We start from the raw sequence: 11,031 nt of genomic DNA on the forward strand, positions 1-11,031 counted from the left end.
GATGACCGCTGCGAATAGCAGCCATGCTTGGCTGGCCATCGCCAATGTCCTGGTGACCACGCTGGTGGGACTGCCGGCCGGCGTCTAAGCCGGGATCGCCTTCGTGGTCGTGCCTTACGGCGCCTGGCTGAAGTGGTTGCTGAACCAGCACATTGCATCGGATTGCCCGCCCGGGCGTATTGACGGCCTGATGGCCGTCTCGCTCGGCTTCGTGCTGTGGTTCGGGCTGTGACCGCTGTTCCGACTAGCGTGACAAGCCAAGGCTGCCCTGCATCCGTCGCGGCACCCCATCAACAGCGAACCAGAAGGGCTTCCAGCCTGACTGGCACCTCATCGCCAATCTGCTCATAGCCGAGCAGCAGCAAGACCGAGCGCATGGAGGGTTACGTAAAGCAGCACCTCTCCCAGCGCTCGGGCCTGGTTTCCCTTACGTAGCCGAGCATATCTTCGGTGTAGAGCGTCGGTGTGCGGTCATAGTAACTGGCGATACCTGCCTTTCAGCCGCCGGCCGCCATGGCGTCGATGATGTAGTGCTGGAATTGAGCTTCCCTGCTGTCTGCCATGCTGTCATCCCTAATGGGGACGGTCATGATTTCCGCTTGGCCAACGCCCTCTGCTCGTTGGCTGCCAAAGGTGTGTTGAGAGAACACGGGCTGGCCTTGGCGCTGCCTCTCCTTGATACTGTATGAATTGACAGTATCCACAGGAGGCTCCCCGATGACGCCCGACGCGCTGATCCCCTCCCATCCGGCTCCGCCCTCCTTGCGACTCCCCCACCCGTTGGCGCTCACGCGCGCCGGCCTGTCGGGCTTCCCGAGTCCGGCTCAGGACTACGAGGGACGCACCCTGGACCTCAACGAGCGGCTCGTGAAACGCCCTTCAGCCAGCTTCTTCATGACCGTCACCGGCGACAGCATGGAGACCCTGGGCATCCAGGATGGCGACCTGCTGCTGATCGACCGCTCCATCGATCCGCGGCCCGGCCACATCCTGGTGGCGCTGGTAGAGGGAGAGATCACCGTGAAGCGCTACCAGCTGATCGACAAGCGCCCTTATCTCTGCTCAGCCAATCCCGACTATCCGCCGATCCCGGTGGAGGATCTCGGCTGCCAGGTCTGGGGCGTGGTGCGCTCGGTCATCCACGACTACCCGGTGTAGCCATGATCGGATTGATCGATTGCAACAACTTCTACGTCAGCTGCGAGCGAGTCTTCCAACCACGACTCGAGGGGCAGGCGGTCGGCGTGCTGTCGAACAACGACGGCTGCGTGATCGCCCGCTCCAACGAGATCAAGGCGCTGGGCGTGGAGATGGGCACCCCGGCCTTCGAGCTCAAGGCGCTGCTGAGGCGCGGCCAGATCCGCCTGCTATCGTCGAACTACGAGCTCTATGGCGACATGTCGGCCAGGGTCCAGTCGGTGCTGGAGGAGTTCTCCGCCGGGGTGGAACCCTACTCCATCGACGAGATGTTCGTGCGCTTCGACGGCTTCGCGCACGACCAGCTGCTGGCCCACTGTCGTGACCTCCACCACAAGGTCCGCCAGTACACCGGCATCCCGGTATGCGTGGGCGTGGCGCCGACCCGGACCCTGGCCAAGCTGGCCAACCGGGCGGCCAAGAAGAACCCCGGTTACCGAGGTGTCTGTGTCTTGCCGCCAGGTGACCCCGAGACCGCCGGGCTGCTGCAGCGCACCGAGCTGGGCGATGTGTGGGGCGTAGGGCGCCGGCTGGTGGAGCGGCTGGCACTGATGGGGATTCGCTCAGCGTGGGACCTGGCCCAGGCCGACCCCAAGGAGATCCGTCGGCGCTTCTCGGTCACCCTGGAGCGCACCGCGCTGGAACTGCGCGGCATCCCCTGCATCGAGATGAACAACACCGACGAGCCCCGCCAGCGCATCATGACCTCGCGCTCCTTCGGCAAGCTGACCGAAGAGCGTGGAGAGGTCCACGAGGCGCTACGCCAGTTCGGGCAGCGCAGCGCCGAGAAGCTCCGCGCCCAGGACAGTCTGGCCCGAGCCGTCTACGTCTTTCTCAAGACCAACCGGCACCGGCCCGACCTGCCGCAATACTCACCGGGTGCCGTGGTAGAGCTGGCTCAGCCGACTGACGATAGCCGGGAGATCCTGCAAGCCGTCACCCAGGCCTTCGATGCCATCTATCGTCCGAACTATCGGTTCATGAAGGCGGGAGTGATGCTGATCGACCTGATCGACGCCAACCGTCAGCAGATGTCGCTACTTGATACGGTCCAGAGTGAAGCCGAACGGGAGCGCAGCGAGAAGCTGATGGCGACTCTGGACGCCCTCAATCAGCGCATGGGCCGAGGCACCGTCAAGCTGGGTGTGCCCACGCCCAACGCCGCCTGGCACCTGCGCTGTGCCAATCGCTCGCCGAGGTGGACGACGAGATGGGACGAGCTGCCTGCCGTGCACATGGGGTAAAGATCAGCCGCGGCCAGGACGAGTCTGCACTATGCTCCACAGCAAGTGGACTTACGGGAGGTCGCCATGGACAAGGCCGTGATCGATGCCATTCGGAAAACAGAGCAGCTACCTGACAGCATGACGGATAGCGACATAGCTCGGGAATACAAAGGGACCTATACCGCAGCAAGAGCCGCGGTGAGCCTGGACCATAAACCACTCGACCAGGTGCTCGCGGATGCCATGGGTAAAATATTCCCTTTCATGAAGAAGAAAAAGTAACGCTGTCAGGCAGGGTTGATCAGCTCGGCACCTTGGCCCTCCCCAGGCTTATTGACCGCCTGGCTCACCGGCCAGTGCGTGATCAGCTCCACATCCAGATGATGCACCACACTGCGAATCGTCTCGCGGTCGGTCAGGTGCGGGTCGAGCCACGGCTCGAGGCTCTCGGCATCCAGGGCCAACGGCATGCGCGAGTGGATCTCCTTGGCCGCTCCGCGCGACGGCTCGGTGATGATTGCGCACCCCGGCGTGCCATCCGCCCGCGCGGTCCATATCCCCGCCAGCCAAAGCGGCTCGCGATCCTCGCGGCATAAAAAATGCGGATGCTTCTTGCCATCGACTGGCACCCACTCAAACCAGCCATCAGCCGGCACCAGGCAGCGGTGACGGGCGAACGCGCCCTTGAAATAGTTGGAGGTCGCCACTTTCTCGACCGTCGCATTGATCGGCTGCGGCGCCTTGTCGCCGGCCCAGTGGGGGCGATAGCCCCACCACAGCTCATCCATCACCAGCGGTGCCTCGTCATCGGCGCGTCGCACTGCCGTGATGAAGGTGCCCGGCGGTACGTTGTATCGTGGCGTCAGAGGCTGCTCAGGCTCCTCTAGGGTTAATTTCAGAGCAGCCGAGAGCTTAGGGTAATCACTGTAGAGAGCGAAGCGGCCACACATGTAAGACCTCCTCAGGCGGGTTCGTGGGCGGCTGTCGCAGCCGCCGCACTTACCTGCCGGTCCTGCCACTCACCATAGCTCAGGCCGCTGCCCTCGGCCTTCCAGGAAGTTCTGCCATTGGCGCTGCGGCCTGAGATCACCGCCGCCGCGGCGCTGGGGCTGCTGAAGCTCTGGTCCTCGCTGAACACGCGGGTGCTGTTGCTGCCTTCCACCAGCACCCCATCCTCACAAAGCTGGTTGTAGAGGTTCTGATAGCCGCGCTCGGTGCCTACCCAGCTGCCCCGGGCGAGAGAACCTTTGAAGACGTAGAATTCACCGTCGATCTCCTGGCCGGTGGCGCGGATGCCGTGCCGCGGCACTTCCAGGTTAAATCGCGGAGAGGCCTCGGGTTCCGTAGCCGGAGTTGCTTCGGGCACCCGCGAGGGGCGCGAGGTCTCGCGCAGGAAGTCGAAGCCCAGCACCGGCAACACGGTGCGGATCTGTTCTACAAAGAATGCCATGTCGGCGCGATCCGACTCGGGCAGGTTGATGTACTCGTGGGCGGTGCCATTGATCAGCTTGCAACGCCCCACCTGGCCGGCGTTGTGAATTAGCAGGCTCTCCAGGTACTTCACGTGGGCCTTGGTGAGGTTCTGGTCCTTGCTGGTGATCAGACAGACCTTCTCCCAGAAGTCCTTGCCACCACGGTCCTCGGTCCGGTTGTGCTGCTTGAGTCGGGTGCCGACGTCATCGCTCTCGCCGATATAGACTAGCGGGCGCAGGCTGTTCTCGGGATCGGGGCCAACCAGGAAGTAAAGCCCTGTGCGACCGCACTCCGGTCGCTGCACCAACTCGCTGAGCTTACTACGCGGCCCGGTGAGCACATGGCCCGTCCAATTCATGATCTCGGCGGTGAGGAGACCATTGGGTGTGCCGTCCACCAGAAAGAGCCGGATGCTGCGTCCCTGTGTCATACCGCCTCCGTTTGGGTGGCCTCGCTGAGGCTCGATGTCTCAACCAGCAGCCTCGCTGACCGCCACCGATCACTTCATTAGAAAAGGTGCTTTCACAAGCGTACCGTCTAACGCCCATGATTTCCTCTTGGGGCCAGAAGCGTTGATGTCGGACTGATGCCCTGTCAGGTGAGTCCGGCGGTTCAGTTGCCACTGGTACCGAGTTCTCGCGTCACCTCGCCATGCTGCTTCACTTTAGTCTTGCCGAGTTGGGTATCTGGATTGAATTCCCTTTGGGTGCTCTTCAGGAAAGGCAGACAGCTTCTCCGCTCTGTCAGCATCCAGGATGGCAAACAGCTGCCGAGCTGTGGCCCGCGCCCCGTCATCCACGGCGACTTTCACCCCCTTCATAAACAGTTCAGCATTCGACACGCGGCCGCAGGCTTTGCACACTTGGAACTCGAGTCGCGCCTTAAGCTTGCCTTTTACCGCTTCATTCAGTCGCGTCTCACTTCCGCACTTGCATTGCATGATCATCGCCCTCTTCTATCGATCACCAGCAGCGCTCCACGGCGCTGCTAGTTTGCTTCCTGACATTTCCAATGCCCCGACAAGCAGTTCGGACCTCACACGCATCAACGACGGCTTTTATCGAAAACCCGCATCCCCAGGCCGTACTGCTTCGTGTCGGCCTTGCACAGGTACGACGCCCGGTAGAAGGCCTGCTGGAAGCTCTCGGCATCCCCTTTATCGATCCAGTACACGGGTTTCTGCGGAACATGTATCCAGGGCTCCTGAGGGTTCCACGCCACCCCCAGCGCGCTGTACCAGGCCCGAGAGATGCGATTGACGAGATTTTCATTGGGTGAGCATGCTTTACCGATCATGTGGTAGGCATCGCGGTTGATGATAAAAAAGAAGTGGTAGTGAGGCTTTCCATTGGTGCCTACCTCGCGACACCAGACGTAGCGCACTCGGGTGCCGGGCACCCAGCCGCTCCGACGTTTCCTTTCCAGGTCGTGATTGATGATGGCCTTGAAGGAAGCAATGAACCTCCGGATCAGCCGCTGATGCTCCTGCGGCGTCATGCTGTCACTGATCGCGGTAGGGATGACCGGGTCGACCCGGAAGGCCAACACTCGAGGGTAGTCGTTGATGGCACGCTCCAGCGTAACCTGGAGCGCCTGCAGGTATTCACTCACCATCGGCAAGGATTCCTGCTGGACCTCCAACCCGTTGAACGAGGTGTAGTGGCTCAGGTGCAGGTTGGGGTTGGTGGGGTGTCTCGTTGTCATTTCATATCTCCGGTGACATGGGTAAGCGCCCATGCCTTGTCGGTCATGGGCGTTTGTTTCAGGCGCGATGAATCCTCCAGCGCAGCGCTGGATCCATTGGCCTATGGCTAGGATGTTCCTTGCTGCTTTCCTTGTTTTGCTGGTACGGGGCTAGTTGCCCCTCCCCTTCACTCTTGGTTAGGGTAATAACAATTAAACAAGGGCCGGAAATACTGACTCAGCTATCAGCGATGCAGGTGGGCTGTAGTGGTCGTGAGGGGTAGGTATGGATTATCGGCTCTTCAATTGCATCAGGAAAACCTGAGGAAGTGCCCGCTAAACAGCTTCATCCCTGCGCTCGATGTTGCTCTGAATCCAGATCTCAATCTCGCTCTCAACCCAGGCAACCTTCCGAGTGCCGAGTTTGATGGATTTTGGGAACTGCCCAAGGCTCATGTACTTGTAGATAGTGGACTTGGCAAGGCTGGTGCGCTTAATAACTTCGTTGATGGGGATCAGTTTCATGCTCATGACGAACTCCTGTCATTCGTTCATGAGATGAAGGCGGCCAGTAATTTTATTTGATACCAATCCCTGCCGGCCTCCAAATATCCCGAGGCCTTGGCCATGAGGTCGGAAATGAAACGCTCTACCTGCTTCAGCGTCATGCTGGCAGCTGCTGATGCGCTGTCTCTTTTCAAGTGATGTGCATTGCATGTCGGACAAGGAGAAAGGGCAACTACCTTTCTTTGATGCTCAGCTCAATCACAGATCTGGCTCACTTTTATGAGCGATTTCGGGGCTATATGCTGCCAAACTGAGACAAAGACAAGACGCAGGGCTGGCCATTACATCCAAATACCAACCCATCAGACATAAGAATATATTTCATATAAATCAGTCACTTGATTTAAAAATAATATTATTTGATGTGAAAAATAACACCTTTGGTGATGCCATGCTGCAGCATTTTTAGGTGCTGAAAATCGCATAAAAGTTTATTTTATTTGGCGTTAAAATAAGCGAAAAAATACCCATGAATACATGAAAAATTGACACAAGCGTCGCCTTGTGGTATTAAAAAAGCTGCTAATTTGGTCTGTTACCAACTACTCCACAGGGACTGCAAAATGGAAACATTATCTAGATGGCTGGAAAAAAAAGGCGTTGAAGCAGAAGAGAAAGCGCTCGATTACTTGAACAAAAAGGGGCTTTTTGGAAAAAATAAAAAACTCAGGGCTATTGATCAGATAAGAGAGATCGAAAAGGAGTACGCTAGGGATCTCTTTTTTAAAAATTGCGAGAGAAAATTAAAAAACAACATACGGCAAAACTTCTCAAAGAATAAAAATCCTGACTCTAAGCCATGCACCTTCAAGCTATCCAACAACAGCCGACAGCTGCTGGAAAAAATAAGAAACCATTACGGAATAACGGCCAGTCAAGCGCTGGAAATGCTGATATGCAACGAAGATGCAAAGCTATTAGGAGTCACAAATCAGCTCGCGCCTCATGTTAACAACCTGCAGAACCATGGAATGCCCATGAATTATAACCATGGCCATAGCGTAGCGTGGGGAAACACTACTACGTCACAACATGACGTTTGGAATGATGGACATGCACAGCAGACCTTCGAAAATTTAAAAAAATTAACAGAAAACATTAATAACGCTTCCCTTCACAACAGGCCAGATGACCACGCCAAAAGCGGAACCTTGCAAAACACAGAAACTTCCCCTCAAGGAAAAAGAAATTATTAACACTCAATAACAACCAATCATAACCAAAACACCCAAGCCTTATAAAAAATATTTTTTATTTAATCTAAACGCACTCCAATGAATAAAGATGGGAATCACTTGCCATCCATGACCACATCGCTGCGCCCACTTGCGCTCCTGGTCAAAATTCGATCAGTTTTTTATAGCGAACCAAGGCCCGGTGAAAGCATATTCAAATGGATGTCTATTCCTCCTGGGTCGATCCCAGAGACACCGAACATCCACCGTTACCGTTTCTGGTTGCCGGCCGGGGGTCGACTGGGACTACCACGATCGCTTCGCCAGCGTTTCAGTAGAGTGCTATCGTCCTATCCGATGTCCTAAGGGAGCTCCTTGCCTGAATGTGGTAGCAGATCAGCCTCAGCCAAGTGGGGAGTACATTGGGGGGTATCCCTAGCTATCTACCTCGAAAACTTCAAGTAAATCATTGTTTATTATAAGATTTATCTGGAGTATCGATTTTCAGATCCAGAACATCGAGTGAGCTCCACGCTTATCCGGCAAGATCATTATGAGTGGACCCCACCCTTCGGACCATCCGACAGTGTAGCGCGTCAATCTCGATGAGAACCGGGGAGAGCTTTTCCACAAATAGTGGGTAAGATCAGGTTCCTCTATGAGGGTTTCGCTGCCATCCAGCAGCGCAGGCAAATCAGCCACATCAACAATGAGGGTCAATGTCAAACGATAGACAATCGCCTTTCTGGCCAACGCCTGCCTGTCGATCCGGTAAACTGGTGCCGCGAGGCGGTAACCAGGACTCGGTTGAAGGGGAGTAAGAAATGAGCATTGGGGCATCCAGCCTGCTGCTGGTAGCCGCTGGCGGCGCTCTGGGCGGCATGGGCCGCCTCGCCGTCACCAACCTGTTCAGCCACTGGCTCGGGACACGCTTTCCCTGGGGCACCCTGGTCGTCAATCTGAGCGGTGCGCTGCTGGCGGGTTCGCTGGCCGCGTGGCTGGGCGTTCCCGCCACCCTGGAGCTCTCCTCGGCGTGGCTGGGGCTGGTGGTGGGACTGCTCGGTGGCTACACCACCGTCTCCTCCTTCAGCCTGCAGACCCTCACCCTCTGGCAAAGTGGTCATCCGCAGCAGGCCGTCGCCAATGTCCTGGCCACCTGCCTGGTGGGCCTGGCCATGGCAGCGCTGGGCTGGTGGCTGGCGGGAGGTAGCGCATGATCCGCTGGTATCCCCATGTTTACCCCTATGCGGCGGTGGGGCTCGGCAGCGCGCTGGGCAGCCTGCTGCGCTATCTGGTGTCGATGAGTTCGCTGGCGGCCTTCGGCCCGCTGTTTCCCTGGGGCACCCTGTTCGTCAATGTGGTCGGCTCCTGGCTGATCGCCTGGTTGGCCACCGTCGGCAACCGCTATACCCAAGGCCGCCTGGCACGCTGGCAGCCCTTCCTGGTGGCCGGCTTTTGCGGTGGCTTCACCACCTTTTCACTATTCAGCCTTGAGACCCTGCATCTGGTCACGATTGGCAGCCCGTGGTGGGCGGCGATTTACGTCGCACTCAGTCTTCCACTATGGCTGGTGGCCGCCTGGCACGGCCAGAAGATGGCCCGGGAGAGAGGATAGTGGCCGATGCGTGAACTCATGGAGCGTCACCAGTCGTGGATCTACCTGGTCGCGATTCTCACGGGCCTGGGGCTGGGGCTCGCCTGGCCGGCCGTGACCGAGCCGCTGGACCGGCTTCTATGGCCGCTGCTCGGTGCCTTGTTGTATGCCACCTTCACGCAGGTGCCGCTGACGCGACTTTCCCTGGCCTTTCAGGACTGGCGGTTCCTGGCCGCCCTGCTGACAGGCAACTTCCTGGTGATCCCGCTGGTATTGGGCGCCCTGGTGCTGTGGTTGCCGCTGGAGCCGGCGATTCTCGTCGGGGTGCTGTTGGTGCTGCTGGTGCCCTGCACCGACTGGTTCATCACTTTCACTCACCTCGGCAAGGGGGATACGGGCCGTGCCATTGCCGCCACGCCGATCCTGCTGCTTGTTCAGATATTCGCCTTGCCGGCCTATCTCTGGTGGTTCCTGGGCAGCGACTGGCTGCGGGTCGCGATGAGCAGCCAATTGCTCACCGCCTTTGCGGGACTGATCATTGCGCCTCTGGCGCTGGCCTGGCTGACCGAGCGGCTGGCCAGACGCCAACTGAATGCCCAGCGCCTGGTCCAGGGGCTGGGGCTCCTGCCGGTGCCTCTGCTTGCCATCGTGGTGTTGGTGATCGCCGCCTCTCAGGTGAACCAGGTTGCTGGCATGACGGGAGCCCTGCTGCAGGTGCTACCGATCTTCGTGGCCTACCTGCTCCTGGCCGCGCTGGTGGGCAAAGCGCTCGGTTGCTGGTTCGGACTGGCGCCGGCGTCTGCCAGAACCCTGACCTTCAGCTTCGGTACCCGCAATTCCTTCGTGGTGCTGCCCATCGCGCTGACGCTACCCGAGGCCTGGCAGGTCGCCGTGGTGGTCATCGTCTTCCAGTCGCTGGTGGAGCTGTTCGGCATGGTGGCCTACCTGAGTTGGGTACCGAGCAGATTGATCCCGGAGCCCTCCTCCACATAGCACACGACTCGCTGGCGTTTCTCCCAATGTCGTTTTCAGAATTCGATAGCACGGAATTCAGGCGTCGGCTGCATTATCGGCGCTGGCAGCCTGCAAGGCGGCGAAGAGCGCTGTAAAGCAACAATCAAGGTGAGAGGCGTGCGCTAAACTTAAGTCTTTGTCTGACTATTCGTTCTTCACGCGCAGCAGCGCCAAGGTTCCAGCCGCCATCAATCCCGCCGCAAGTCCGAACGCAGCCACAGGCGATATTGCTGTCCAGACCACCCCGACACTTGCGCTGGATACAAACTTGGCAACACCGTTCACCGTACCCAGCGCACCATAGCTCATCGTCAAGGTTGCGGGCTGTACCATCTCGGCGGTGACCGTGGCCTCCAGTGCTTCCTGCACGGCCACATAGAGCCCGGCGAAGAAGAAGATGCCTGCCAGCACGGCAACGCTGTCGACACTGAACAAGAATGCGAGCGCGGTCAGAATCGCCGTCGATGCGCCCAATACGTAGCCCGCCACCAGCACGGGCAGATGACCTACGCGGTCAGCAACCACGCCGATGGGAAAGGAGACCGCCACCTGGACCACGTTGCGCCAGACGTAGAGCAAGCCGGCGACCTGTGCCGCCTGGATGACACCCAGCGACGGGATCAACAGGGTCGTGGCAGCCAGAATAAGCAGTGTGTGCGAGAAATCGCCAATACCAAAGATGCCCACAGCGGCAAGGTAATGCTTGAAGCGCGAGGGCAAGCCACGCAACGAACTGAAGAACTTGAGCGCCGGGTTGGGCGAAAACTCGGGGTCCGGAACCAGCACAAGAAAAGCCAGGATGGCCAGCACCCCCGGAATGACCGATAGCCAGAGCACCAAGCGAAACGCCCCGGCATCATCCCCCCAGTGCAGGCCTTGCGCCCAGCCCAGCAAGGCTACCCCCAGCAAAGGCCCGAGCACCGCACCAAGGGTGTCGGCGGCACGATGAAAACCGAAAGCCCGGCCCCGTGTTTCCGGGCTCACCGCCTGGATCACCCGAGTTCGACAGATAGAAGCGTAAGCTACTGATTAACCTGGAAACGCCTTTTCAAAATTGGCACTACAAGCGCGATGCGGTAGGCGCCGGCAGGCCAATCGCTTC

General features: G+C 58.7%; 14 protein-coding genes. 8 read left to right on the top strand and 6 right to left on the bottom strand.

Features of this window, described 5'->3' with window-relative positions:
• The first annotated feature begins 103 nt into the window (after positions 1-103).
• Entirely contained in the window at positions 104-232 is a 129-nt protein-coding gene (locus tag ACR80S_RS14590) for a hypothetical protein (protein WP_435403653.1), read from the top strand.
• 265 nt (positions 233-497) lie between these two features.
• Here the strand turns inward: ACR80S_RS14590 and ACR80S_RS14595 are convergent, their stop codons facing one another.
• Entirely contained in the window at positions 498-704 is a 207-nt protein-coding gene (locus tag ACR80S_RS14595; RefSeq protein WP_435403654.1) for a hypothetical protein, read from the bottom strand.
• 13 nt (positions 705-717) lie between these two features.
• On the opposite strand from ACR80S_RS14595, the gene ACR80S_RS14600 reads away from it, so the two are divergent.
• The 3 genes from ACR80S_RS14600 to ACR80S_RS14610 all read left to right on the top strand — a co-directional run bounded on the left by ACR80S_RS14600 (position 718) and on the right by ACR80S_RS14610 (position 2,705).
• A complete protein-coding gene (locus ACR80S_RS14600) occupies positions 718-1,158 on the top strand; it encodes a LexA family protein (RefSeq protein ID WP_435403655.1) in 441 nt (146 codons plus the stop codon).
• A gap of 2 nt (positions 1,159-1,160) precedes the next feature.
• A complete protein-coding gene (locus tag ACR80S_RS14605; protein WP_435403656.1) occupies positions 1,161-2,441 on the top strand; it encodes a Y-family DNA polymerase in 1,281 nt (426 codons plus the stop codon).
• Positions 2,442-2,507: 66 nt separating this feature from the next.
• Complete coding sequence (locus ACR80S_RS14610; RefSeq protein ID WP_435403657.1) at positions 2,508-2,705, top strand: hypothetical protein; 198 nt, start codon at positions 2,508-2,510, stop codon at positions 2,703-2,705.
• 5 nt (positions 2,706-2,710) lie between these two features.
• Here ACR80S_RS14610 and ACR80S_RS14615 read toward each other — a convergent pair whose 3' ends face one another.
• The 4 genes from ACR80S_RS14615 to ACR80S_RS14630 form a co-directional block, all read right to left on the bottom strand.
• Positions 2,711-3,373, bottom strand: coding sequence for an SOS response-associated peptidase (locus ACR80S_RS14615; RefSeq protein ID WP_435403658.1), 663 nt, complete (start codon positions 3,371-3,373; stop codon positions 2,711-2,713).
• 11 nt (positions 3,374-3,384) lie between these two features.
• Positions 3,385-4,326, bottom strand: coding sequence for a GIY-YIG nuclease family protein (locus ACR80S_RS14620; protein WP_435403659.1), 942 nt, complete (start codon positions 4,324-4,326; stop codon positions 3,385-3,387).
• Positions 4,327-4,940: 614 nt separating this feature from the next.
• A complete protein-coding gene (locus ACR80S_RS14625) occupies positions 4,941-5,600 on the bottom strand; it encodes an inovirus Gp2 family protein (protein WP_435403660.1) in 660 nt (219 codons plus the stop codon).
• 315 nt (positions 5,601-5,915) lie between these two features.
• The gene (locus tag ACR80S_RS14630) at positions 5,916-6,110 is read right to left on the bottom strand and encodes a helix-turn-helix transcriptional regulator (RefSeq protein WP_435403661.1); all 195 of its coding nucleotides are present in this window, start codon (positions 6,108-6,110) and stop codon (positions 5,916-5,918) included.
• A gap of 599 nt (positions 6,111-6,709) precedes the next feature.
• Between ACR80S_RS14630 and ACR80S_RS14635 the strand changes: the two genes are divergently transcribed.
• The 4 genes from ACR80S_RS14635 (at position 6,710) to ACR80S_RS14650 (ending at position 9,908) form a co-directional block, all read left to right on the top strand.
• Positions 6,710-7,342 (top strand): hypothetical protein, encoded by a 633-nt coding sequence (locus ACR80S_RS14635; protein ID WP_435403662.1) that lies wholly within the window; start codon positions 6,710-6,712, stop codon positions 7,340-7,342.
• 803 nt (positions 7,343-8,145) lie between these two features.
• Entirely contained in the window at positions 8,146-8,538 is a 393-nt protein-coding gene (gene crcB / locus ACR80S_RS14640) for a fluoride efflux transporter CrcB (protein WP_435403663.1), read from the top strand.
• Complete coding sequence (locus ACR80S_RS14645) at positions 8,535-8,936, top strand: fluoride efflux transporter FluC (RefSeq protein WP_435403664.1); 402 nt, start codon at positions 8,535-8,537, stop codon at positions 8,934-8,936. Before crcB ends, ACR80S_RS14645 begins: the two co-directional genes overlap by 4 nt.
• Positions 8,937-8,942: 6 nt before the next feature.
• Positions 8,943-9,908 (top strand): arsenic resistance protein, encoded by a 966-nt coding sequence (locus tag ACR80S_RS14650; protein WP_435403665.1) that lies wholly within the window; start codon positions 8,943-8,945, stop codon positions 9,906-9,908.
• A gap of 165 nt (positions 9,909-10,073) precedes the next feature.
• Here ACR80S_RS14650 and ACR80S_RS14655 read toward each other — a convergent pair whose 3' ends face one another.
• Positions 10,074-10,925, bottom strand: a complete 852-nt coding sequence (locus tag ACR80S_RS14655) for an MFS transporter (RefSeq protein ID WP_435403666.1) — start codon at positions 10,923-10,925, stop codon at positions 10,074-10,076.
• Between the last annotated feature and the right edge of the window lie 106 nt (positions 10,926-11,031).

Source organism: Halomonas salsilacus (genome assembly GCF_051216275.1).
Lineage (GTDB): Bacteria > Pseudomonadota > Gammaproteobacteria > Pseudomonadales > Halomonadaceae > Halomonas.

Bases quoted from the DNA above. Each gene is read 5' to 3' on its own strand.
- ACR80S_RS14600 (WP_435403655.1), top strand. From the start codon at position 718: ATGACGCCCGACGCGCTGATCCCCTCCCATCCGGCTCCGCCCTCCTTG.
- ACR80S_RS14605 (WP_435403656.1), top strand. From the start codon at position 1,161: ATGATCGGATTGATCGATTGCAACAACTTCTACGTCAGCTGCGAGCGA.
- ACR80S_RS14610 (WP_435403657.1), top strand. From the start codon at position 2,508: ATGGACAAGGCCGTGATCGATGCCATTCGGAAAACAGAGCAGCTACCT.
- ACR80S_RS14615 (WP_435403658.1), bottom strand. From the start codon at position 3,373: ATGTGTGGCCGCTTCGCTCTCTACAGTGATTACCCTAAGCTCTCGGCT.
- ACR80S_RS14620 (WP_435403659.1), bottom strand. From the start codon at position 4,326: ATGACACAGGGACGCAGCATCCGGCTCTTTCTGGTGGACGGCACACCC.
- ACR80S_RS14625 (WP_435403660.1), bottom strand. From the start codon at position 5,600: ATGACAACGAGACACCCCACCAACCCCAACCTGCACCTGAGCCACTAC.
- ACR80S_RS14630 (WP_435403661.1), bottom strand. From the start codon at position 6,110: ATGAGCATGAAACTGATCCCCATCAACGAAGTTATTAAGCGCACCAGC.
- ACR80S_RS14635 (WP_435403662.1), top strand. From the start codon at position 6,710: ATGGAAACATTATCTAGATGGCTGGAAAAAAAAGGCGTTGAAGCAGAA.
- crcB (WP_435403663.1), top strand. From the start codon at position 8,146: ATGAGCATTGGGGCATCCAGCCTGCTGCTGGTAGCCGCTGGCGGCGCT.
- ACR80S_RS14645 (WP_435403664.1), top strand. From the start codon at position 8,535: ATGATCCGCTGGTATCCCCATGTTTACCCCTATGCGGCGGTGGGGCTC.
- ACR80S_RS14650 (WP_435403665.1), top strand. From the start codon at position 8,943: ATGCGTGAACTCATGGAGCGTCACCAGTCGTGGATCTACCTGGTCGCG.